This window comes from Streptomyces sp. NPDC005808 (genome assembly GCF_042871385.1).
GTDB lineage: Bacteria > Actinomycetota > Actinomycetes > Streptomycetales > Streptomycetaceae > Streptomyces.
On sequence record NZ_JBIAIK010000024.1, the window covers coordinates 57612 to 80695 of the forward strand.

Consider the following 23084-nt stretch of genomic DNA (forward strand, 5'->3'; position numbering starts at 1 on the left):
GCCCAACTGCCGCACACGGAGAAGCGCCCCGCGGAAAGGCTTCCGCGGGGCGTCTCGAGGTACGACAGCACACTGCCGTCCGTCCCAGCCAGTCCAGCAGGTCCAGCCAGCCCCCGTCAGTGCTCGTCAGTCCTCCGTGCTCGTCAGTCCTCGTCAGTCCTCGTCAGTCCTCGTCAGCGAGGATCAGGTACAGCTTCTTGCGGGTTTCGTTGATGACCGCCAGAGCCTTGTCGCGCTGGTCCTTGTTGCCGGTCTTCCAGACCTGCCCGAAGGCTTCCATGAGGCCGAAGCCGGCCTGCCGGATCTCGTGCAGAGTCTCCCAGTCGACGCCGCGCCCGGCCTCTTCCCACGGCGCGTCGGGACCCTCGTCGGCCGCGGTGCGGCCGGCCTCGGTGAGCGAGAACAGCTTCTTGCCGCCTTCGGCCGCACTGATGATCAGGCCCTCGTCCTCCAGCAACTGAAGGGTCGGGTACACCGAACCCGGGCTTGGCTTCCACGCCCCGCCGCTGCGCTCGGCGATCTCCTGGATCATCTCGTAACCGTGCATGGGCCGGTCCTTGAGCAGAGCCAGGATCGACGCCCGCACGTCGCCGCGCCGCGCCCTCCCCCTCGGCCCGCCCCGGCCGCCACGTCCACCCCAGGGACCGGGGCCGAAGCCCGGTCCACCAAAGCCGGGGCCACCGGGACCGCCCGGCCCGAAGGGCCCGAAAGCCCTGCGTCGCCCCTCGAAGCCGCCCCGACCCCGATGGCCGGACCCGCCTTCTCCCTGTCCACGCTCGTATCCGAATTCCTGTCCATGGGAACGCATCGCAATCACTCCATTCCATCGTTGATCGGTCGCGATGCGTCAACGATATATCGGAATGGACGGGTCGGCAACCCTGTGGGGCATCGACTTCACCGGTCAGCGGCAAGCTCGACAGAGGGGTCCGCACGCTCTGCGGGTGCGGTCGAGCCCACCGCGGAGCAGGCTGGAAACGCGCCCGGACATGGGGCAGCCGTGCGCCGGACCAAGCGCAATGGGAGCTCGGAGGTGGTCGCCGTGGCGCACAGCGATCCCGGCCGGGACGTGGACGAGAGGGCGCTCTCCATGCTGGAGGCGCTGTTCACGCAGTCCCCGATCGGGCTCCACCTGCTGGACACCGAGCTGCGGGTGGTGAGGGTCAACACCGCAGCTCCCCTCATGCGTGGCGTGCGCTTGGACGACCTGCAAGGACGCCCGATCCGCGAGGTGTACGACTTCGCCGAGGGCAGCGACCTGGAGACACTCCTGCACGAGGTGCTGGACAGCGGGGTCCCCCTCCTGCAGCGCGCCGTCCGGGCACGCGTCCAGGGAGATCCACCGAGGGAGCGGCACTGCGAGATCAGCGCGCTCCGCCTGGAGAGCCCGCGCGGGTCCGTGCTCGGAGCGGCGGTCACCGCGATCGACGTCACCGAACGGGAGCGGGCCCGCACCCGCACCGAGGTGCTCGACGCCGTGCGCCGGCACGTGGGTCGCACCCTGGATCCGGCGGTGACCGGCGAGGAGCTCGTCCCGACCGTGGTCCCCGCGTTCGCCGACATCGCGATCGTGGAGGTGGTGGAGGCCGTGATCCGCGGCGACGACCCGCCGCAGGCCCCGCTGCCCGCGAGCACCCCCCTCATGCGTACCGCGTTCCGCAGCAGCCGAGCACAGCCGCCGCAGGCCCATCCGGTGGGCGATGTCCGCCGCCTGCCGGCGCCGACCCCCTTCACCCAGGCCCTGGCCGACCTGCGCCCACGCGTGGTCGCGCTCCATCCGGCCGCACCATGGCTGTCCGTCGATCCCCCGCGCGCGGAGGCCATCCACTCGTCCGGAGCCCATTCCCTCCTAGTCGTCCCCCTGGCACTGCGCGACTCGGCCCTCGGCGTGGTCAGCCTGTACCGCACCGGAGACTCTCCCCCCTTCGACGAAGGCGACCGGGAGCTCGCGGTCGAACTGGCCACCCACACGGCGTTGTGCATCGACAACGCGCGGCGCTACACACGGGAGCACACGGTCGCCGCCACGGTCCAGCGCCAACTGCTGCCCCGCCGCCCGGTGACCCACCCGTCGCTGGAGACCGCCTACCTCACCGTCACCGGCGCCGACCCCGGCGCCTGGTACGACACCATCGCCCTGTCCGGTGCCCGTACCGCCCTCGTCGTCGGCAAGGTGTCGGGACGCGGTCTGAACGCGGCGGCGACCATGGGGCAGCTGCGCACCGCCGTACGCTCCCTGTCCGCGTTCGACCTCGCCCCCGACGAACTCCTCGCCCGTCTGCACCACACGGCGGGACAGCTCGCCGCCGAACGGTCTCATCTCCCGTTCGGCGATCCGCTGCGGCGGGAGGCGCTCACCGCCGACTGTGTCTACGCCGTTCACGACCCCCTTACCGGCACGTGCACGATGGCGGCAGGGGGTCAACTGGCCCCCCTGGTCGTGCGCCCGGACCGCACGGTCACCGGCCCCGGCGCACCTGCCGGGCCGCAGCTGGGCACGACGCAGGGCGCGCCCTTCGCCGCAGTCGACATCGAGGTGCCGGACGGCAGCGTCCTGGTGTTCACGAGTGATCCGCTGCTCACCGCGTATCTCGCCGAACCCTCGGGCCCGTTGCCGTCGGCGCCCGACTACCGCGAGCGCCCGCTCCAGGACCTCTGCGACGCCCTCGTCTACGCGCTCCCGGCAGGTCTGGGCGCCGGTGACGCCGCGATGATCGTCGCGCGCACCCGGTCCTTCCCCCGGGACCGGATCGCCGCGTGGCCGCTCGACCCCGACCCCGCCACCGTGGCCCTCGCCCGGCGCCGCACGCGCGGGCAGCTCGCCGCGTGGCACGTGGACGACGAGACGGCCTTCAACACCCAGCTCATCGTCAGCGAACTCGTCACCAACGCGGTCAAGTACGGCAGTCCACCACTTGAGCTCCGCCTGATCCACGACCGCACCCTGACCTGCGAGGTACGGGACGCGGGCGCGGCCGCACCACACCTGCGCCACGCCGGCACGGTCGACGAGGACGGGCGCGGTCTCTTCATCACCGCGCAGCTCGCACAGACGTGGGGCACGCGTTACACGGCCCCGGGGAAGACGATCTGGACCGAGCAGGCACTGCCCCGCGTCAACGGACACGACGGCGTGCACTGACCCCGCGGAGCCGGCCGACGTATGCGAACCCGCGACACCGCCGGACTTCGTCCGCGGCACGGTACCGCGGCCTGACGCGTGGCACCCCGGCCCGCCCAAAACCGGGCCGGCACAACGGAATTGGCCTTGGCGAACCGTTTCGCGGAGCGGCTAGCGTCGCTCCCATGCGGATTCGAATCGTCGACGCGTTCACCGACCGCCCCTTCGCCGGCAACCCCGCCGGGGTCCTCCTCCTGGACCCGGCCCCATCCTCGACGTCATCCGCGTCGTCCCCCTCCTTCCCGGACGACGCCTGGCTCCAGAACGTGGCGCTGGAGTTCAACCACGCCGAGACAGCGTTCACCCACCGACTCCCTCGCGGCGGCGAGGCCGACTGGGCGCTGCGCTGGTTCACACCCGTCACCGAGGTCGCGATGTGCGGGCACGCGACGCTGGCGACCGCCCACGTGCTGCACACCACGGGCGCCCACGAGGGACCCGTACGGTTCGCCACGCTCAGCGGCGTCCTCATCGCCACGCCACACGAGGACGGTTCCATCACGCTGGACTTCCCCACCGCCCCGCTCACACCGGTCGAGATCCCGGAGGGCGTCGCCGAAGCGCTCGGCGCCGAGCCGCTCGCCGTCTTCGACACCGGCCCGAACATCGGCGACCTGGTGATCGAGGTCGCCGACGAGAAGACGGTCCGCGGCCTCGCCCCTGACCACAAGGCTCTGGGGCGGTACTCGGCGCGCGGCATCATCGCGACCGCCAGGGCCGAAGACCCCGCCCAGGGCTACGACTTCGTGTCCCGCTGCTTCTTCCCGAACGTCGGCATCGACGAGGACCCGGTCACCGGCAGCGCCCACACGGCTCTCGCGCCCTACTGGTCCGAGCGCCTCGGCCGCTCCGACCTCACCGGCCTCCAAGCGTCCGCCCGCTCCGGCCTCGTCCGCACCGAACTGCGCGGCGACCGCACGCTCCTCACCGGCCGCTCGGTCACGGTCATCGACGGCGAGCTACTCGCGTAACAGCAATGGCGGGGCGTACGGAATTGCCGTACGCCCCTCCAAGATCCCCGTACGCCCCTCCGAGATCTCCGCACGCCCATCAGCGCAGGCTCATGCGGTCGGCAGCCAGCCCACCTTCCCCGCCAGCAGCGCGTAGCCCACGAATGCCCCGATGTCGAGCAGCGAGTGCGCCACCACCAGTGGCCCGACGCGCCCCCAACGCCGGTACAGGTAGACGAAGACCACTCCCATCGCCATGTTGCCGACGAACCCGCCGACGCCCTGGTAGAGGTGGTAGGAACCGCGCAGCACCGCGCTCGCCACCAGCGCGGTGACCGGCGTCCAGCCCAACTGGCCGAGACGGCGCAGCAGATACCCGACGACGATCACCTCTTCGAGGACCGCGTTCTGGATCGCGGACATGATCAGCACGGGGTACTTCCACCACACGTCCGGCAGCGCTTCGGGCACCACCGTGAGGTTGGCGCCGAACCCGCGGGCCGCCAGGTAGAAGGCGATGCCCGTACTGCCGATCACCGCCGCGATCACCGCCCCGCGCCCGAGGTCCGGCCAGAGGCGTGTGCGGTCGAAGCCGATCACGCGCAGCCCCTCACGCTCTCTCAGCAGGAAGTGCGCGACAAGCGCGACCGGCACCAGCGCCGACGCGATTCCGAAGAGCTGCCAGGCCAGATCCAGCCAGGGACGCCCGGGCGCGGCCGAGGCGTTGAGGGTGGCCGCCTGGTCCTTGAGCCCCCCTGGCTTGGTTGCCGACCCGACAAAGCTGATCAGCGCGGAAACCCCGCTCGCGCCGAGCGAGAGTCCCAGGACGAGCAGCGTCTCATCCCGGAAAATTCGTCGCGTCAGCCCCTTCGTCGGAAAGGAATCGGCTACCGCCCCTGCCTCCACCTGCACTCCCGCCTCCAGTTGAGTAAGCCCCCTCAGCCCCGTCTTCGCCCCGCTAGGGTCTCCAAAGAAGTTACGAAGATCGTGCGCGACTGGCCGTCGGGGGGACGGACGCCATACGGGGCGCATCTCCCCTTTTGCGCGCCTTGTGACCGTTTCACGGCTCAAGGCTCACCAGGGAGGCACCACCCTCATGGGTCGTCACAGCTTGCCCGACGAGTACGGGGCGGCCACCGCCGACCCCCGACCACGCACGCGCCGTCGCGCAATGGCCATCGCGACGGCGCTCGTACTCACGGTGGCGGGGGCACGGCGGCCGCGGCCCGCAGCGGCCTGCTCTCCTTCGGATCCTTCTGCCCGGACGACGCGGTGCACGTCGACATCACGGTATCCCCGGACCTGGCACCCGCTCTCACGGCCGCGGCGGGCTATGCACGTGAGCGCGACATCACGTCCGACGGCCACTGCCTCGAAGTCGGCGTGACCCCGGTCGTGGGGCCTCCCCAACCTCTCAGCTCAACGAAACCGGCTCCGACAAACCCACCGGCCAGGTGTGCACGGGCTCCCCGAGATGCATCAACTCGCCGTAGCGCCGCGTGGTCGCAGCCAGCGCGACATCCCGCGCCAGCCCCTTCTCCAGCGCCCGATGGAAGGTCGCCGCCTGCCAGCTCGCCCCGTTGACCCGCAGCCGGCACCGCTCCTCGATGACGCCCAGGTAGAGGTCCCGGTCGGCGGGCTCGACCCCCCACGCGTCCAGTCCCGCCGCGGCGAGCGGCAGCAGCTCGTCCCGTACCAGGGCGACGGCCTCGACCTCGTGCGTCCCGCCGTACCGGCCCCGTCTGGGCCATTCCAGGCGTGCGTCGATGCCATGGCGGCACGCGGCGTCGAAGTTGGCGGCCGCCGACGCGAAGGGCAGCCGTGTCCACACGGGACGCGGCTCCTCGGCGAGCGCGCGGATGAGCCCGTAGTAGAAGGCCGCATTGGCGATGACGTCGGTGACGGTTGGTCCTGCAGGCAGCACACGGTTCTCGACGCGCAGATGCGGGACGCCGTCGACGACCCCGTACACGGGCCGGTTCCAGCGATACACCGTGCCGTTGTGCAGCACGAGTTCGGCGAGCTTGGGGATGCCCCCGGCGTCGAGGACACCCAGCGGGTCCTCCTCGTCACTGATGGGCAGCAGCGGCGGAAAGAAGCGCAGGTTCTCCTCGAAGAGGTCGTACGCAGACGAGACCCACCGTTCCCCGAACCAGGTGCGCGGCCGCACCCCCTGGGCCTGCAACTCGGGCGGGCGGGTGTCGGTGGACTGCTGGAACAGCGGGGGCCGCGACTCGCTCCACAGCTCGTGGCCGAAGAGGAAGGGCGAGTTGGCACCGACCGCGACCTGGGCCGCGGCGACCGCCTGCGCGGCGTTCCACACATCGGCGAACCGCCCCGGGGTGACCTGGAGGTGCAACTGCACCGAGGTGCAGGCCGCTTCGGGCGCAATGGACTTCGACGTGCAGACGAGGCGCTCCACCCCCTCGATGTCGAGCGTGAAATCCTCGCCTCGGGCGGCGACTATCTGATCGTTGAGCAGGGTGTAGCGGTCGACGTCCGAGAGGTTCGAGGAGACCAGGTCGTCCTGGGCGAGGGTCGGCAGAATGCCGATCATCACGATTCCGGCGTCGACCTCCTTGGCCTTCCTGTGGGCGTATGCGAGAGAGGTACGCAGCTCCTCGGCCAGCTGGTCGAATACTCGGCCACACAATCTGTGTGGGGCTATGTTGACTTCCAGGTTGAACATGGCGAGTTCTGTTTGGAAATCGCGGCTCGCTATCCTTTCGAGTACTTGCGCGTTCATCATTCTCGGCGTGCCGTCGGCCCCTGCGAGATTCAACTCGATCTCCAGGCCCATGAGGTTCTTCGGGCGATCGAACCGCTCCTCCGCCAGCAACCGCGCAAGCCCCGTCAGACACTGCCGGAGCTTGTCGCGGTAGTGCCGGCGATCGGACAGGTCGTACAGCCCTGCCTCGACCTTCTCTCCCATCGAAGCGTCCTTCCTCAGATGGGCAGGCCGCTGCTCCGGCCTCTGGCGTCCCCGGGTCACCGGGGATAATGCCCAGGCAACGCGATCGATAACGTCCTGTGGGCACCCGCTGCCCGCTACTCTGGTCTCGAGTACCCACAGGCACATTCAGCAGGCATGAACCAGTGCCCGGGTTTCGTTCGGACGCGATCTCGTGAAAAACGCCGATGAGAATCGGCCGACCGCTCCGCCGAAGTATTCCGAGGTCATCGCCACGCTTTCCCGCAGAACCAGGATAAACCTCTCGTTTCGACGACCGAATAGTGTCTTGCTCTTCATGTGTGGGGCGACTAGACGAAACACCGCGCGAACACGTCTCGTATAAACTTCGCGCACGAGGCAGAGAGTTGGCGCTCGCGGTCCTAGGTCCTGCTGTCCAGGTGCCACGCGGCAGGCGACACATTGTCGGCGGATCCAGATCCCTCGCCCCTTCGGCCCCGAGAGCTGACAACGCCGTCCGCCCCCTCCCTCGCGCCACCGTGCCTGTCGAACGAGAGGCGACCCATCATGCCGCTGCACCTACCCCCGGCTCCCGCGCCAGCCCTGCGCTCCGTCCTCACGGCACTCGGTTCCCCCACCGCCGTCCGGGAGGCGCGTACGCCGTCCCTCCGCATGGCTCAGGGACCCGTCACACCCGAACTCCCACTCCCTGTGCACATCCTGGACCGCATCGCACCAGCGGGCACGTCCGCCACCCGGCTCACCGGGTGGCGCTTCCTGATCCGCTGCGGCGACCGCATGGTCGCCGCAGCCGACACCATGCTGACCCCCGACGGCTGGGCCTTCTCACGCTTCTTCGAGGGCCCGTACATCGCCGCCACGGAACGCGCGCTGCGCCAGGCCGAGATCATGAAACAGTCCTACCAGGCACGTCTGCTCTCCGTGCCGGAGCTGTACATGCTCACGCTCTGGCTGCACGGCGACACCACCGCGGACGGCGCCGCGGGCCACCCCGCCGCCACCGACATCCTGGTCCCGCTGGCACCGGCCCCACCCGGCATCGCGGCACACCGCCCGCACCGCGTAGCCGAGCTCCTGCCGGTCCTCACCCACCGACTCACTCCCGCGCCTCTGCTCAGTTCCCCCGCGTAGCACAAGCAACCACATCAACATTCGTGCCCCGCCGCCGTCCTCTTGGCAGCGGGGCACATCGCTCGTTCGGGCCCCACACCGCTCGTACGAGGGAAAAAGCGCCCCGCGCCCACCCGGGCTAGCCCTATTCGGCCACCGCGAACCACCCGAAAAGACTGCACAGTTGGAATGAACCGCCCGCACGGGTGATGCGTCATCAACCTGTGAGGAGCGCTGCCGCGAAATCCCTGCGGATTGACGCCCGTAGGGCAACACTGGGTTCCAAACCACACATCAACGGGGGGCGGCCATGACCACATCGAGCCGCGGGACAGACACCACAGCCATCACTGACCTCTCAACCCAGCGAAAGATCCCACCAATGTGCCAGCACAAGTCGCCGTGCCCGACAGCCGAATCCGCCGACCGGGAGTCCGCCCGCCTTGTGGCGCACCACCCGGAGCAGGGATGGAGCCTGCTGTGCAATGGCGTTCTGCTCTTCGAGGACACAGGTGAGCTCCTGCCGGACGGCCAGATCATCGCCCCGCACCGCCCGCTGGGCAGCGAGTACGTGATGACGGCGGCCTGAACCGCACAGGCGGGTGGCTGCGGCACCGCCCAGAACATAGAGGGGCCGGACCGGAGACGTATTCTCCGAACCGGCCCCGACGCGTGTCCGACGGCGATTACTCCCCGTAGGCGTCCAGGTCCCCAGCGCTGAACGACCCTCGTAGACATCCAGGTACCCAGGTCTGGTCAACCCTCGTGGACATCCAAGTCCCCAGCGCTGATCAATCCTCATGGACATCCAGGTCCCGAACGCAGATCAGTCCTCGTAGGCATCCAGCGGCGGGCAGGAGCAGACGAGGTTCCGGTCGCCGTACGCCTGGTCGATCCGGCGGACCGGCGGCCAGTACTTGTCCGCGACCGAGACACCGGCCGGGAAGACGGCCTCCTCGCGGCCGTAGCCGTGCTCCCACTCCCCGCCGAGCGAGGCAGCCGTGTGCGGAGCGTTGCGCAAGGGGTTGTCGTCCACCGCCCAATCGCCCGAGCCGACCTTCTCGATCTCCGCACGGATGGCGATCATCGCCTCGCAGAAGCGGTCCAGCTCGACCAGGTCCTCCGACTCGGTCGGCTCGATCATCAGCGTGCCGGCCACCGGGAACGACATCGTCGGCGCATGGAACCCGTAGTCGATCAGGCGCTTGGCGATGTCATCGACGCTCACACCGGTCGCCTTGGTCAGCGGTCGCAGGTCGATGATGCACTCGTGCGCGACGAGCCCGCCAGGACCGGTGTACAGCACCGGGTAGTGCGGTTCGAGGCGCTTGGCGATGTAGTTCGCGGACAGCACGGCCACCTGCGTGGCACGCTTCAGCCCCTCGCCGCCCATGAGGCGGACGTACGCCCACGAGATCGGCAGGATGCCTGCGGAACCCCACGGAGCGGCCGAGATCGGGCCGACACCGGTCGCGGGACCGGCCGCCGGCTGCAAGGGGTGGTTGGGCAGATACGGCGCCAGGTGCGCGCGCACTCCGACCGGACCGACGCCGGGGCCGCCGCCGCCGTGCGGGATGCAGAACGTCTTGTGCAGGTTGAGGTGCGAGACGTCACCGCCGAAGTGCCCCGGCTTGGCAAGTCCCACAAGGGCGTTGAGGTTGGCACCGTCCACATACACCTGGCCGCCGGCCTCGTGCACCTGGGCACAGATGTCGGCGACATGCTCCTCGAAGACGCCATGCGTCGAGGGGTACGTGATCATCAGCACGGACAGCTCGTCGCGGTGCTGCTCGATCTTGGCCCGCAGATCCTCGACGTCGATCTCGCCGTCGTCCGCCGTCTTCACGACGACGACCTTCATGCCGGCCATCACGGCGCTCGCCGCGTTCGTGCCGTGCGCGGAGGACGGGATCAGGCACACGGTGCGCTGCTCATCGCCGTTCGCGCGGTGGTATCCGCGTACGGCGAGCAGACCGGCCAGCTCGCCCTGTGAACCGGCGTTGGGCTGCAGCGACACCTTGTCGTAACCGGTGACCTCGGCGAGCCGCTCCTCCAGCTCGTGGATGAGCGTGAGGTAACCCTGTGCCTGCTCGGCGGGCGCGAAGGGGTGCAACTGCCCGAACTCGGGCCAGGTGACCGGCTCCATCTCCGTCGTCGCGTTGAGCTTCATCGTGCAGGAGCCCAGCGGGATCATGCCGCGGTCCAGCGCGTAGTCACGGTCGGACAGCTTGCGCAGGTAGCGAAGCATCGCCGTCTCGGAGCGGTACTGGTGGAACACCGGGTGCGCGAGGTACTCGTCGGTGCGCAGCAGCGCGGACGGAAGAGTGTCCTCGGCGGTCGAGTCCAGCGCCTCGACATCGCCCTCGACACCGAACGCGGTCCATACGGCGGCCAGTTGCCTGCGCGTGGTGGTCTCGTCGCACGAGATCGACACCTGGTCGGCGTCGACGAGGTGCAGGTTGACCCCCTGGTCACGCGCGGCCGCCACGATCTCGGCGGCCCGGCCCTGGACGCGCACGGTCAGCGTGTCGAAGTAGGCGCCGTGGACGACCTCGACTCCGCCCGCCTTCAGCCCCTCGGCGAGGATCGTCGCGTACCGGTGCGTACGCCGAGCGATCGTCTTCAGCCCCTCGGGACCGTGATAGACGGCGTACATGCCGGCCATCACGGCGAGCAGCACCTGAGCCGTACAGATGTTGCTTGTCGCCTTCTCCCGACGGATGTGCTGCTCCCGTGTCTGCAGGGCCAGGCGATACGCCTTGTGCCCGTCCGCGTCGACGGACACCCCGACCAGCCGACCCGGCAGACTGCGTGCGAACTTCTCGCGCACCGCCATGTACCCGGCGTGCGGACCACCGAAGGCCATCGGCACCCCGAACCGCTGCGTCGTACCGACCGCGATGTCCGCGTCCAGCTCACCGGGCGAGGTCAGCAAAGTCAGCGCGAGCAGATCGGCGGCGACGGTGACGACCGCTCCCAGCTCGTGAGCCTGCTCGACAAGCGGCTTGATGTCGCGTACGGCACCGGAGGCGCCCGGGTACTGGATCAGCACGCCGTTGATCTCACGCGCGGCGATCTCGGCGGGGATGCCCGCGCTCAGGTCGGCGACGACGACCTCGACGCCGGTCGGCTCGGCGCGGGTCCGGATGACGGCGACGGTCTGCGGCAGCGCGTCCGCGTCGACCAGGAAGAGACCCTTCTTGTTCTTGCCCATGCGCCGGGACAGCGCCATCGCCTCGGCGGCCGCGGTGCTCTCGTCGAGCAGCGAGGCACCGGACGTCGGTAGCCCGGTCAGTTCGGCGACGACGGTCTGGAAGTTCAGCAGCGCTTCGAGGCGGCCCTGCGAGATCTCCGGCTGATACGGCGTGTACGCCGTGTACCAGGCCGGGCTCTCCATGACGTTCCGAAGGATCACCGGCGGAGTGAAGGTCCCGTAGTAGCCGAGCCCGATCATCGAGTCGAGCACCTGGTTACGGTCCGCGAGGGTGCGCAGCTCGGCCAGCACCTCGGCCTCGGTGCGCGCGCCCGGCAGCTCCAGCGCCCCGGCGTTCTTGATCACGTCCGGCACCGCGATGGCGGTGAGCTCGTCGAGCGAGCCGTATCCGACCTGCGCGAGCATCTTGGCCCGGGCTTCGTTGTCGGGCCCGATGTGGCGCTGCTCGAAGGGGATTCCCTGTTCGAGCTCGGAGAGTGGAATGCGAGGGGCGGTCATTGCGGAGGCCTCCTGGTCTGACGCGACCTTCGAGGGGCACCCCGGCACGGGTACCCCGACGGCCTCCCCCTCTGTCATCTCAACCTGAGAGCTTCACCGGACCGCCCGCCCGCTGCGACCCGATTTTCACCGTCGGTGAGAGCGAGCGCCCATCGGCACCCGCTCTGCTTTCCAGAGTGACCTCGTCCGTGCGGTACGTGGGCCTGAGAGATTCCGGGGAGGATTTGCTCCTTCGGCGCCTCCGATGGTGTCCGGAGGACTCTCCCGCACAGGGTCAGCAGCCGTTTGCCAGCCTACCAGCGCGGACAACACCCGAGCCTTCGAGTGGCCACCTGCCTGAATCTGCTCTTTTGTAGTGCTTACGGATGAGTTGCGACCAATCGGAGGGCACCGTGCAGACCGACATCGATCCGCGCAACTTGATCGGCCGCAAGGCATTCGACCGCAACGGAGCCAAGATCGGCACGATCGACGAGGTCTACCTCGACGACGCGACCGGGATCCCGGAGTGGGCAGCCATACGCACGGGACTGTTCAGCAGGGACGCCTTCGTGCCCCTGGAACCCAGCGAACTCGTCGAAGGCACTCTGCGCATCCCCTTCGAGCGAGCGCTGATCAAGGACGCGCCCGACTTCGGCGTCGGCCGCCACCTCTCCCCCGAACAGGAACTCCAGCTCTACCACCACTACGGCCTCGACCTGACATCCCCGCCTCCCTCACCGGATCGCGACTTCGGCCGCCTGGCGGGCCCTGACGAAGCCTGAAGCCGCGCCAAAAGGCATCGCGCGACTGCCACCCAGCCACGCGGGAACTACACCCCCGTCCGCAGTGAGGCCCGCAGCTCAACCCTCACGGGGATGACCAACGGTCTGGGCCACCAAGGGCAACGGCTCCGCCGGCTCCAGCTCCGGATCGTCGGTCCGGAACGTCCGTACCCGCCCGGGCCCGGAGTACGGCGTCTCGAACCGAACGGTGACCCGCCCGAGCCCGCTGCCCTGCACCCACCCGTGCCCGAGCTCGGCGTGCCGCACATCGTGCCCCGCGGGCCATCGCCGCTCGGCCGGCGGCACTGGCTCCTCGGCGGACCCTTCCGCCACCTCCTCCTCGATGTGCTCCTGCGCCGCAAGCTCCCCCGCGGCGGCCTGCGCCTGCGCGAACAGGTCCTCCTGCGTGTAGTCCGCCAGCCCTGAGACACCCACGCCGAGCAGCCGTACGCCACCGGTCGTGTCCACCGACTCAAGAAGCCGCGCGGCCGCCTCCCGCACCACCCCGAGGTCGTCCGTGGGCCCCCGTAGCGTCTCGGACCGGGTCAGGGTGGAGAAGTCGTACCTGCGCACCTTCAGGACGATGGTGCGCCCCGACAGCCCGGCATCACGCAACCGCCTCACACACCGGTCGGCGAGCCGCTGTACCTCCAGACCGACCCGCACCCGGTCATGGATGTCCACGTCGTACGTGTCCTCGACGGAGACCGACTTGGTCTCCCGCTCGGCGACCACGGGCCGGTCGTCGTGCGCCAGCGCCATCGCGTACAGCGCGTGCCCGTGGGACTTCCCCAGCAGCCGTACGAGCTCGTCCTCGCCGGCCTCGGCAAGTTCCTCGACGGTGGTGATGCCGGCCCGCCGCAGATGATCACCCGTCGCCGGCCCCACGCCCGGCAGCGTCCGCACCGACATGGGCCCCAGCAGCGCACGCTCGGTCCCCGGCTCTATCAGCACCAGACCGTCGGGCTTGGCCTGCTCCGAGGCGATCTTCGCGAGCATCTTGGACGCCGCGAGCCCCACCGATCCGGTGAGCCCCGTGACAGCCCGGATGTCCGCGCGCAGCTTCTCCCCGGTAAGCCGCGCCGACACCCCGTCCCAGGCCGCTCCCCCTGCCTCCAGATCGACGAACGCCTCGTCCAGGCTCAGCGGCTCCACCAGCGGCGACAGGGCCCGCAACAGCCCCATCACCTGCTCGCTGACCTCCCGATAGATCCCGAAGCGCGGCACGAGATACGCGGCGTTCGGCGCGAGCCGGCGTGCCTGGGCCATGGGCATCGCCGAGTGCACCCCGAAGACCCGCGCCTCGTACGAGCAGGTGGCGACGACTCCACGTGGTCCGAGCCCGCCCACGACGACCGCTTTCCCGCGCAGGCTCGGCTTGGATGCCTGCTCCGCCGAGGCGAAGAAGGCATCCATGTCGAGATGCAGGATCGTGGGCGCGGTTCTCACATCTCCGATGCTGCCTTACGCCACTGACAATGCCCCGGCAAGCCGGGGCACCATCAGCCTCTTCCGTTCCCGAGTTCCTCAGACCGCGCGATTACGCCTTCGCGCCAGCTCGTCGGCGGGGTTGTTCCTCACGAGCGTCTCGCCGGTGTCCACGCGCTCACCGTGCAGCTGCGAGAGCGCGCTCTCGACATCCCGCCACACCACGCCGACGGCGATCCCGAAGACCCCCTGGCCGCCCTGGAGCAGCGCGTGGACCTCGTCGGGGGACGTGCACTCGTAGACCGTCGCGCCGTCGCTCATCAGCGTCATCCGCTCCAGATCCCGGAAACCGCGCTCCCTGAGGTGCTGGACCGTCGTGCGGATGTTCTGCAACGACACCCCGGTGTCGAGGAACCGCTTGACGATCTTCAGGACGACCACGTCCCTGAAGCTGTACAGCCGCTGCGTCCCCGACCCGTAGGCCGGCCGCACACTCGGCTCGACCAGTCCCGTCCTCGCCCAGTAGTCCAGTTGCCGGTAGGTGATGCCCGCGGCAGCGCACGCCGTGGGACCGCGGTAGCCGATCTCCTCGGAAACCGCCTCACCTTCACCGGTCACTGCTGTCGGCCGCCGCGGAACGTGATCGGCCGCGTTGCCATGAAGCGGGTACGGGCCGCTCTCCCCCAGACCGCGTCCGGGAGCACCCCCAGCCGTACCGTCGCCGCTGCTTCTCACGCCGACCTCCGTCCTTGACCTGCCTTCTCGACGGTAGGCAGTCACCAGGGGTGCGTCAACGATCGCCACACTCGGCACGCCGAGTGATAATCACCCTAGGAGTGGTTTCCCGTGCCCCACCGCGGGGAAAGGCTAGCCGAATGCTCTCTGAGCGAGCCGCGGCGCACCACACTGGCCGCCGGCAATTGCCACCCGGAGCTCTCCGAGGCCCGTGTCCTCATTGGCTGTTGGTGCCGAAGTCCTCGGGCGAGATCTGGTCGAGGAACTCGCGGAACTTCTCCACTTCGTCCTCCTGCTCGTCCGGGATCGCGATACCGGCGTCGTCCAGCACACCGTCGCTGCCGTAGATCGGCGTCCCGGTGCGCAGAGCCAGCGCTATGGCGTCGGAAGGCCTGGCACTCACCTCGACCCCGCTGGCGAACACCAGCTCCGCATAGAAGACGCCCTCACGCAGGTCGGTGATGCGTACTTCGGTGAGCTCCTGGCCGACGGCTTCCAGCACGTCCTTGAACAGGTCGTGGGTCAGCGGTCGCGCCGGGGCCATGCCCTGCTGGGCGAAGGCGATCGCCGTCGCCTCCCCCGGTCCGATCCAGATGGGGAGGTAACGATCGCCTCCCACTTCACGCAGAAGCACGATCGGTTGGTTGGAGGGCATTTCGACCCGGACACCTACGACATCGAGCTCGTTCACACAGCAACCCTAGGCCGTGCCCGGGACGTTTGGGTAGTCGGGCACGGAACGGGTGGGCGATCCGAGCCGCACCGAGCGCCCCGCGTCAAGGCAGCCGGACACCGAGCGCAGTCTGCACCAGCGCCGCGTGCAGCTTCACCGTGAGCCCCGCCAGCTCCTTCGTACGGGCCTCCGCGTGCGCCCTCGTCTGCGGATTGCGGTGCCTTCGCAGCGGGGCCACCACCTGATCGACCAGACCCGCGTCACGCTCGGCCGCGGCCTTCATCGCGCGCAGGTGCCGCGGCTCGATCCCGAACCGGCCCAGCTCGACGACGAGCGCGGCGACAGTCACCGCCTCTGCGTCGTACGCCCCGTCCGGGAGGGGCACGATGAGGCCGTACGACTCCCACTCCTCGAGCTCCAGCTCGCCGATCTCGGCGGCGGCCAGCAGCTCGGCACGGCCGACGCGGGCTGCCGTGGGGGTGTCGGGGTCGGAGAGCAGCTCGCCCTCGCCCGAGTCGCGCTGGCGCCCCACGGTCGGCAGCCGCACCGGCTCACCGCGTTCCAGGGCGTCCAGATACTCCCGGATGACCTTCAGCGGCAGATAGTGGTCCCGCTGCATCCTCAGGACGTGGCCGAGGCGCTCGACGTCGTTGGTGCTGAACTTGCGATACCCCGACGGGGTCCGCTGCGGCTCGATGAGACCCTCCGACTCCAGAAACCTGATCTTGGAGATCGTGACTTCGGGGAACTCGTCGCGCAGCACGTTGAGCACCGCGCCGATGCTCATCAGTCCGCTGTCCGTGGCGGCGGTACCGTGGCCGGCACCGCCGCTCGGTGATCGAAGCATGGACCTTCCTGAGGGTCCCCCCGGACGGAGCCCGGGGGAGGGTCAGATGCCCCGCTGGCTCGCGTAGAAGACCAGCCGGTACTTGCCGATCTGTACCTCGTCGCCGTTCGACAGGGAGACCGAGTCGATCCGCTCCCTGTTGACGTAGGTGCCGTTGAGGCTGCCGACGTCCGCCACCGTGAACGAGCCGTCGGCGACGCGACGGAACTCCACATGGCGGCGCGACACGGTCACGTCGTCCAGGAAGATGTCGCTCTGCGGGTGACGCCCGGCCGTGGTCAGCTCGCCGTCCAGCAGGAAACGGCTGCCCGAGTTCGGGCCGCGCCGCACCACCAGGAGCGCCGAGCCGAGCGGCAGCGCGTCGACAGCCGCCTGGGCCTCCGGAGAGAGCGCCGGCGAGAGCGTCTGACCCGTCACCTCGGCGTCGTAGGCCTCAAGGCCCGAAATGGAGATCGTGGACGTCGTCTCGGACGGACGCTCCGCGGTCACCCCGCCCCGCAGCGGCGCACCGCAGTTGGAGCAGAAACGGCTGTTTTCCGCGTTGCGGTTACCGCACCTCGTACACACCAGGGCCGACATGGACGGATCCTCCTGCCGCGGCTGCCCTCCAGGGGCATGGGAAGCGTACGGGTCGGCGGCAAACCCTCCACCCGCACTTGAGGCTGACGGGTCCCCGAAACCTATGCGGCCGGACTGGGCAGGGTCAACAGACGGCGCGCCCTGACCACCGGAAATGTCGCTGCCCGGACCACCGACCTCGTCCCGGAACAACGGGCGCTCGCCACCCTGATCCTCGGCATCTCCATGGCGTGGTGCACGGTGACGGGCAGTGGCATTGTCGCCGCCCTCTCCTCGTGCGCTCTTGCCGAACAACTTCGCAAACAACTTCACGGGCGATTCCCCTTGACCGAAACAGACCCGCCCGTGGGGCAGGACGAACCCTGATTGAACACACCGGTCGACCCGGACATCCTCACAACGTCCGTATCCACCTGACAGTTTCCACCACGCACCACCCATTCGGTGCGCCGACCCCCCGCAACCTCATGCCCTGACCCGGGGCCCCTCATGCAGCCCCGCTTCACTCGGACGACCGAGCGTAGTCAGGCTGCTTCGCCGGTCGCAAGGCGTCCACGACGATCTTCGTCGAAGGCTCCACCGCAACGATGGCCTGCTCCTTCTCCAGTGTCTGCACCACCCCTCCGGGGATGTTGAGCGCCGGCTCCAGATCCTGCGACTTGCCGATGACCTTGAAACGGTAGGGCTGGGTGATCTTGTTCCCGTCCACGCTCACGCCCTTGTCGGAATCCGTCAGATAGGTGCTGGCGACGACCCGTACACCGTTCACCTGGATCGCCTCCGCACCGGCCGCGCGGAGCTCCTGGATGGCGTCGAGCAGCATGTCCGCCTCGACCGTCCCCTTGGTGTCGTTGATCGTCAGAGTGATGCCGGGCCCCTGCGCGGCCACCGTGCCCGCCAGAATGCCGAGTTGCTTCTCCCTCTCGACAGTCTGCTTGCGCGCCTCCTCGGCCTGGTCCGAACTGTTCTCCAGCTCGGTGCGCTGATCTTCGAGACCCTGCTTCTCGTCTTCAAGACGCTGTGTACGGCTGTCCAGTTCATCGAGGATGCGTACGAGATCTTCCTGACGTGCGCCGCGCAGGGCACTGCCGCTGTCGCTGTTGGACGCCACTTGGACAGCCAGACCGAAGCCAAGGCCGAACAGCAGGAGCGCGACGATGAGTTGCGCGCGGGACGCACGCGGCGGCCACAGCCCCTGAACCAGTCGCTGACGGCCGGTCAGCGTCGGCTCGGCGGCGACCTCTTCCCGTTTCTCCGACTCTCGCTCCGGCTCCGGTGACGCGGGAGCCGCGGCCTGAATCTCTTCGGGGAGTTCCTTGCGCAGACGATTCTCCGGGGCGCCGGAGGCCGTCGATGCCTCGTCGTCGTTGCTCATCGGCCTCACGCCCTGAACACGTGACGACGGATCGCCGCGGCGTTGGAGAAGATGCGGATACCGAGGACGACCACGACACCGGTGGAGAGCTGGGCGCCCACACCCAATTTGTCGCCCAGGAAGACGATCAGCGCGGCCACGACCACATTGGACAGGAACGACACCACGAAGACCTTGTCGTCGAAGATGCCGTCGAGCATCGCGCGCAGGCCCCCGAACACGGCGTCGAGCGCCGCGACGACGGCGATCGGGAGATAAGGCTCGACGACTGCCGGAACCTCGGGCCGGACCAACAATCCAGCCACGACTCCCACGACGAGGCCCAGTACGGCGATCACGATGTGCCCTTCTCTGTGCTCGGCTGTGCTGTACGTACGATCACACTCGGTGCGGCCGGCAAACGGACGTCGTCCTCGACGGAAATGCCGGTCCGGATGCCGTAGTTCTCCTGGAGGGCATGCAGATACAGCCCGTCGGGACTGTTCTGGAACCTCGTGCTGAGCCGCTGGCCGTCCCCCACCGCGAGCACCGTGTACGGGGGCACCAACGGCCTGTTGTCGACCAGTATCGCGTCACCCGCGGCCCGGATCGCCGACAGCGCCGTCAGCCGCTGGCCGTTGATCGAGATGGCCTCGGCCCCCGACTCCCACAGTCCGTTCACGACCCTCTGCATGTCGCGGTCGCGCACGCGACCGGTGTCGGAGAACCCTGAGGTCTCCCGCGGATCACCGTCGCCGTCCTGACTTGCTTCCTCGGCATCGTCGACGACGAGTTTCACGCCCGGGCCGTGCACCTCGGTGGCACCCGACAAAATACCCACCAGGTCAGCCTGCTCGCTGCCCCCGTCGGCACTCAGCGCGGCACGCTGCCGCGCACTCACATCGGCGCGCAGAGTGTCGACATTGTCTTCGAGCTCGTCGGCGGCGTTGGTCTCACGCTCGATACGGTCGATGAGCTCCTGACGCTCTTTGGCGATGGCAGGGGCCGCGATCCGCGCGTTCGCCGCTCCGAGTGTCACCACCAGGCCCGCGAGCACGAGCCCGGCCGCCAGACCGAGCTTCGCCCGCACCGTCTTCGGCATGCCGCCGGCGCCCTCGGCCTGCTTCCGGACAGCCGCTTCGGCGTATCCGTCGTCAAGGCTGTGGTCCATCACATTGGTGAGCAGCGACATGGAGGCGTCCGGGCGCGCGGGGCGCGTAAGACTGCTCCGAACGGGGGGCTGCTGCGGCATGCCGCACATCGTCGCACGTCGTGGGCGCTACCTCCGAACGGCCCCACCAACGTGCCGGACAGGCCCCCTTGTGGGCACCTGTCCGGCACGCGCGCGTGCTAGGGGCTTCAGCGGCCGGCGCTGTCGACGACCGCCGACCACTCGTCGAGCAGGGCCTCCGCGGAGGAATCGTCGGGCCCTTCGGCCCACAGATGCGTCACCGCCTCGGCGGGATCCGGGAGCACCATCACCCAGCGCCCGTCCGTCTCCACGACCCGTACGCCATCGGTCGTGTCCACGAACCGGTCACCGGCCTCCTCCACGAGCCGCCGCATGACGAGTCCCTTGACGGCCCAGGGAGTAGCGAGATCGCGCTTGAGGACATGCGCCCGCGGAATCCGCGCGTCGATCTGGCTCAGCGTGAGCTGCGTCCGCGCCACCAGCCCGATGAGGCGTACGAACGCTGCCGCGCCGTCGAAGACACCGCTGAACTCCGGGATGATGAAACCACCGCGCCCGTCGCCACCGAAGATCGTCGAGTCCTCACGTCCGACCCGCGTCAGATCATCCGGCGAGGTCGTCGTCCAGTCCACCTGCGTCCCGTGGTACGCCGCCACCTGCTCGGCGATCCGCGTGGTGGTCACCGGAAGCGCCACCCGCCCACTGCGCCGCTCAGCGGCCACCAGGTCGAGCATGACAAGGAGTGCCCGGTCGTCCTCGACGATCCGCCCCTTCTCGTCGACAAGCGAAAGCCGCTCACCGACCGGGTCGAATCGCACTCCGAACGCGGCCCGCGCGGACGCCACGATCTCACCGAGCCGCACGAGCCCGGACCGCCGCGCATCCGCCGTCTCCGTCGGCCTGGACTCGTCGAGACCGGGATTGATGACAAGCGAGTCGACCCCGAGCTTGCCGAGCAGGCTGGGCAGCACGAGTCCCGCGCTCCCGTTCGAGGCGTCCACAACGACTTTGAGCCCGGACTCGGCGATCCCCGTCGTGTCAACATTCCGCAGCAACGACCCTGTGTACGAGTCGAAAACACTGGCCGGGAAGTGCAGGTCCCCGATCTCACCGGGGAACGCACGCCGATACTCCTGCCGCGCGAACACGCGGTCCAGCTTCCGCTGACTCGCCTGCGACAGATCCGCACCCTGCCCGTCGAAGAACATGATGTCGACGGAGTCCGGCACACCGGGCGTCGTACGGATCATGATCCCGCCCGCACTGCCCCTGGCCGTCTGCTGCCGAGCCACCGGCAGCGGTACGTTCTCCAAGTCACGTACGTCGATGGCGCTGGCCTGCAGCGCCGAGATGACCGCCCGCTTCAGCGCTCGCGCACCTCTGGAGTGATCGCGCGCCGTGGTGACCGTGGAGCCCTTCTTGAGTGTCGTCGCGTACGCTCCCGCGAGCCGCACGGCGAGTTCCGGGGTGATCTCCACATTCAGAATCCCGGACACGCCGCGCGCGCCGAAGAGATGCGCCTGGCCCCGCGACTCCCAGATCACCGACGTGTTGACGAAGGCGCCGGCCTCGATGGTCTTGAATGGGTAGACGCGAACGTTTCCCTGAATGATCGATTCTTCACCGACGAGACATTCATCGCCGATAACGGCGCCGTCCTCGATCCGGGCGGCCCTCATGATGTCAGTGTTCTTACCGATCACGCAGCCACGCAGATTGCTGTGCTGCCCGATGTACACGTTGTCGTGCACGACGGCCCTGTGCAAGAAGGCGCCCGTCTTGACGACGACGTTGGAACCGATGACGGTGTGCTCACGGATTTCGACGTCCGCCTCTACTTTGGCGTAGTCCCCGATGTAGAGCGGTCCTCGCAGCACGGCATCGGGACTCACCTCGGCGCCCTCAGCGACCCATACGCCCGGCGAGATCTCGAAGCCGTCGATCTCGACGTCGACCTTGCCTTCCAGCACGTCGGCCTGCGCCTTCACATAGCTCTCGTGCGTGCCGACGTCCTCCCAGTAACCCTCGGCGATATAGCCGTAGACGGGCTTGCCTTCCTTCATCAGTTGGGGAAAGACATCGCCGGACCAGTCGACGGAGACATCGGCCTCGACGTAGTCGAAGACCTCGGGTTCCATGACGTAGATGCCGGTGTTCACCGTGTCGGAGAAAACTTGGCCCCAGGTCGGCTTCTCCAGGAAGCGCTCGACCTTGCCCTCTTCGTCGACGATGGTGATGCCGAATTCAAGGGGATTCGGTACGCGGGTCAAACAGACGGTGACCAGCGCGCCCTTCTCCTTGTGGAAATTGATGAGATCGGTGAGGTCGAAGTCGGTCAGGGCATCGCCGGAGATCACGAGGAAGGTGTCGTCCTTCAACGCTGCCTCGGCGTTCTTGACACTCCCGGCGGTACCGAGTGGCTTCTCCTCATTGGCATAGGTGAGCTCCATACCGAGCTCCTCGCCGTCACCGAAGTAGTTCTTGACGAGCGAGGCCAAGAACTGAACAGTTACGACGGTCTCATTGAGCCCATGCCTTTTGAGCAGCCGTAGCACATGCTCCATGATCGGGCGGTTGGCCACAGGCAGGAGCGGCTTGGGCATGCTTGAGGTCATGGGACGAAGGCGTGTGCCTTCGCCTCCGGCCATCACGACGGCCTTCATGTCGGAAGCGTCCTCCTTGAAGAGACGACGGTCTAGCCGACTTCACCCGTCCAATTGTCCCGCACTTCTCGTCAGCGGGCCATCGAGCCACTACAGCCACGCAATGGGCGAGCTCAATCGGTCGTGGCGTCCGCCCTGACAAGGCGGCGGACCTGAACCACATAGAGGACTCCTGCCCACCAGTACAGGGTTGTACCCCATCCGGCGAACGCCCATCCGAAAATAGCACCTAGTGACGCGATCCACCCGCTTGCGTCGCTGAGCAGCAACAACGGGAAGGCGTACATCAAGTTGAAGGTCGCCGCCTTCCCCAGGAAGTTCACCTGCGGCGGCGGATAGCCGTGACGCCTGAGGATCCCCACCATCACCAACAGGACCAGCTCGCGCGCCAGGAGGACAGCGGTCAACCAGAGCGGGAGAATCTCCCGCCAGGTGAGGCCCACGAGCGTGGACAGAATGTAGAGCCGGTCAGCCGCAGGATCGAGCAGCCGGCCAAGGCTGCTGATCTGGTTCCAGCGACGGGCAAGCTTCCCGTCCAGATAGTCGCTGATACCGCTCAGCATGAGCACCAGCAGTGCCCATCCGTCACTCTTCGGGCCACCGAACTCAGGCCAGAGGATCAGCCACAGGAAGACGGGTACGCCGACGAGGCGCGCCATGCTGAGGATGTTCGGGATGGTGAGGACCCGGTCTGTCTGGACGCGGGTCTCCTGGACCTCCACCCGGGGCCTCCTGTGGGAAACGAGCCAACGATGCCCCCTGACCCTACCCGCAGCACTGACGCTGTTGTGCGGAGGGGTGGGGGCGCCACCTGAAAACAAAAAAGCTCCGGCTCTTGGACGATAAGTCCAAGAGCCGGAGCTCTAAAGATAGTTCGGCGGCGTCCTACTCTCCCACAGGGTCCCCCCTGCAGTACCATCGGCGCTGTAAGGCTTAGCTTCCGGGTTCGGAATGTAACCGGGCG

19 protein-coding genes, 1 rRNA gene and 1 riboswitch are annotated in these 23084 nt (G+C 68.4%); of the genes, 5 read left to right on the forward strand and 15 right to left on the reverse strand.

What is annotated here, in order from left to right:
- Positions 1 to 163: 163 nt before the first annotated feature.
- Complete coding sequence (locus ACFYPC_RS34915) at positions 164 to 808, reverse strand: PadR family transcriptional regulator (RefSeq protein ID WP_391891261.1); 645 nt, start codon at positions 806 to 808, stop codon at positions 164 to 166.
- A gap of 234 nt (positions 809 to 1042) precedes the next feature.
- Here ACFYPC_RS34915 and ACFYPC_RS34920 point away from each other — a divergent pair, with 234 nt between their 5' ends.
- Both ACFYPC_RS34920 and ACFYPC_RS34925 read left to right on the forward strand, forming a co-directional pair.
- Positions 1043 to 3142: a SpoIIE family protein phosphatase gene (locus ACFYPC_RS34920; protein ID WP_391891263.1), complete on the forward strand. Its 2100-nt coding sequence runs from the start codon at positions 1043 to 1045 to the stop codon at positions 3140 to 3142.
- Positions 3143 to 3306: 164 nt separating this feature from the next.
- Positions 3307 to 4152 (forward strand): PhzF family phenazine biosynthesis protein, encoded by an 846-nt coding sequence (locus tag ACFYPC_RS34925; RefSeq protein ID WP_391891265.1) that lies wholly within the window; start codon positions 3307 to 3309, stop codon positions 4150 to 4152.
- 90 nt (positions 4153 to 4242) lie between these two features.
- Here the strand turns inward: ACFYPC_RS34925 and ACFYPC_RS34930 are convergent, their stop codons facing one another.
- The gene (locus ACFYPC_RS34930; protein WP_391891267.1) at positions 4243 to 5043 is read right to left on the reverse strand and encodes a CPBP family intramembrane glutamic endopeptidase; all 801 of its coding nucleotides are present in this window, start codon (positions 5041 to 5043) and stop codon (positions 4243 to 4245) included.
- Positions 5044 to 5545: 502 nt separating this feature from the next.
- Complete coding sequence (locus tag ACFYPC_RS34935) at positions 5546 to 7063, reverse strand: glutamate--cysteine ligase (protein WP_391891269.1); 1518 nt, start codon at positions 7061 to 7063, stop codon at positions 5546 to 5548.
- Positions 7064 to 7609: 546 nt separating this feature from the next.
- Here ACFYPC_RS34935 and ACFYPC_RS34940 point away from each other — a divergent pair.
- Positions 7610 to 8194 (forward strand): hypothetical protein, encoded by a 585-nt coding sequence (locus ACFYPC_RS34940; RefSeq protein ID WP_391891271.1) that lies wholly within the window; start codon positions 7610 to 7612, stop codon positions 8192 to 8194.
- A gap of 361 nt (positions 8195 to 8555) precedes the next feature.
- Positions 8556 to 8762, forward strand: a complete 207-nt coding sequence (locus tag ACFYPC_RS34945) for a DUF5999 family protein (RefSeq protein ID WP_391891273.1) — start codon at positions 8556 to 8558, stop codon at positions 8760 to 8762.
- Positions 8763 to 8999: 237 nt separating this feature from the next.
- Here ACFYPC_RS34945 and gcvP read toward each other — a convergent pair whose 3' ends face one another.
- Positions 9000 to 11885 (reverse strand): aminomethyl-transferring glycine dehydrogenase, encoded by a 2886-nt coding sequence (gene gcvP / locus ACFYPC_RS34950; protein WP_391891275.1) that lies wholly within the window; start codon positions 11883 to 11885, stop codon positions 9000 to 9002.
- A gap of 181 nt (positions 11886 to 12066) precedes the next feature.
- A riboswitch (glycine riboswitch) is annotated at positions 12067 to 12162 on the reverse strand.
- Positions 12163 to 12277: 115 nt separating this feature from the next.
- Between gcvP and ACFYPC_RS34955 the strand changes: the two genes are divergently transcribed.
- Entirely contained in the window at positions 12278 to 12649 is a 372-nt protein-coding gene (locus ACFYPC_RS34955; protein WP_391891296.1) for a PRC-barrel domain-containing protein, read from the forward strand.
- A 78-nt stretch (positions 12650 to 12727) separates the two neighbouring features.
- Here the strand turns inward: ACFYPC_RS34955 and ACFYPC_RS34960 are convergent, their stop codons facing one another.
- The 11 genes from ACFYPC_RS34960 to rrf all read right to left on the reverse strand — a co-directional run.
- Positions 12728 to 14098, reverse strand: coding sequence for a DNA polymerase IV (locus tag ACFYPC_RS34960; RefSeq protein ID WP_391891277.1), 1371 nt, complete (start codon positions 14096 to 14098; stop codon positions 12728 to 12730).
- A 78-nt stretch (positions 14099 to 14176) separates the two neighbouring features.
- The gene (locus ACFYPC_RS34965) at positions 14177 to 14812 is read right to left on the reverse strand and encodes a MerR family transcriptional regulator (protein ID WP_391891279.1); all 636 of its coding nucleotides are present in this window, start codon (positions 14810 to 14812) and stop codon (positions 14177 to 14179) included.
- Between the two features lie 217 nt (positions 14813 to 15029).
- Complete coding sequence (locus tag ACFYPC_RS34970) at positions 15030 to 15503, reverse strand: bifunctional nuclease family protein (protein WP_006123076.1); 474 nt, start codon at positions 15501 to 15503, stop codon at positions 15030 to 15032.
- Between the two features lie 85 nt (positions 15504 to 15588).
- Positions 15589 to 16332: a MerR family transcriptional regulator gene (locus ACFYPC_RS34975; protein WP_391891281.1), complete on the reverse strand. Its 744-nt coding sequence runs from the start codon at positions 16330 to 16332 to the stop codon at positions 15589 to 15591.
- A gap of 42 nt (positions 16333 to 16374) precedes the next feature.
- A complete protein-coding gene (locus tag ACFYPC_RS34980; RefSeq protein WP_391891283.1) occupies positions 16375 to 17352 on the reverse strand; it encodes an FHA domain-containing protein in 978 nt (325 codons plus the stop codon).
- Between the two features lie 61 nt (positions 17353 to 17413).
- Positions 17414 to 18286 carry a DUF881 domain-containing protein gene (locus ACFYPC_RS34985; protein WP_391891285.1) on the reverse strand — a complete coding sequence of 291 codons (873 nt, stop codon included), beginning with the start codon at positions 18284 to 18286 and terminating at the stop codon, positions 17414 to 17416.
- A gap of 5 nt (positions 18287 to 18291) precedes the next feature.
- Entirely contained in the window at positions 18292 to 18624 is a 333-nt protein-coding gene (locus tag ACFYPC_RS34990; protein ID WP_003988855.1) for a small basic family protein, read from the reverse strand.
- Complete coding sequence (locus ACFYPC_RS34995; RefSeq protein WP_391891287.1) at positions 18621 to 19526, reverse strand: DUF881 domain-containing protein; 906 nt, start codon at positions 19524 to 19526, stop codon at positions 18621 to 18623. Before ACFYPC_RS34995 ends, ACFYPC_RS34990 begins: the two co-directional genes overlap by 4 nt.
- A gap of 98 nt (positions 19527 to 19624) precedes the next feature.
- Positions 19625 to 22120 (reverse strand): sugar phosphate nucleotidyltransferase, encoded by a 2496-nt coding sequence (locus tag ACFYPC_RS35000; protein ID WP_391891289.1) that lies wholly within the window; start codon positions 22118 to 22120, stop codon positions 19625 to 19627.
- Between the two features lie 113 nt (positions 22121 to 22233).
- Positions 22234 to 22842, reverse strand: coding sequence for a CDP-alcohol phosphatidyltransferase family protein (locus ACFYPC_RS35005; protein ID WP_266824528.1), 609 nt, complete (start codon positions 22840 to 22842; stop codon positions 22234 to 22236).
- 150 nt (positions 22843 to 22992) lie between these two features.
- Positions 22993 to 23084, reverse strand: a 5S ribosomal RNA gene (gene rrf / locus ACFYPC_RS35010); the annotation flags it as partial.

Coding starts and splice junctions, on each gene's coding strand:
- ACFYPC_RS34915 (WP_391891261.1), bottom strand. CDS start 808: ATGCGTTCCCATGGACAGGAATTCGGATACGAGCGTGGACAGGGAGAA.
- ACFYPC_RS34925 (WP_391891265.1), top strand. CDS start 3,307: ATGCGGATTCGAATCGTCGACGCGTTCACCGACCGCCCCTTCGCCGGC.
- ACFYPC_RS34935 (WP_391891269.1), bottom strand. CDS start 7,063: ATGGGAGAGAAGGTCGAGGCAGGGCTGTACGACCTGTCCGATCGCCGG.
- ACFYPC_RS34940 (WP_391891271.1), top strand. CDS start 7,610: ATGCCGCTGCACCTACCCCCGGCTCCCGCGCCAGCCCTGCGCTCCGTC.
- ACFYPC_RS34945 (WP_391891273.1), top strand. CDS start 8,556: ATGTGCCAGCACAAGTCGCCGTGCCCGACAGCCGAATCCGCCGACCGG.
- gcvP (WP_391891275.1), bottom strand. CDS start 11,885: ATGACCGCCCCTCGCATTCCACTCTCCGAGCTCGAACAGGGAATCCCC.
- ACFYPC_RS34975 (WP_391891281.1), bottom strand. CDS start 16,332: ATGCTTCGATCACCGAGCGGCGGTGCCGGCCACGGTACCGCCGCCACG.
- ACFYPC_RS34980 (WP_391891283.1), bottom strand. CDS start 17,352: ATGGGTGGTGCGTGGTGGAAACTGTCAGGTGGATACGGACGTTGTGAG.
- ACFYPC_RS34985 (WP_391891285.1), bottom strand. CDS start 18,286: ATGAGCAACGACGACGAGGCATCGACGGCCTCCGGCGCCCCGGAGAAT.
- ACFYPC_RS34995 (WP_391891287.1), bottom strand. CDS start 19,526: ATGTGCGGCATGCCGCAGCAGCCCCCCGTTCGGAGCAGTCTTACGCGC.
- ACFYPC_RS35000 (WP_391891289.1), bottom strand. CDS start 22,120: ATGAAGGCCGTCGTGATGGCCGGAGGCGAAGGCACACGCCTTCGTCCC.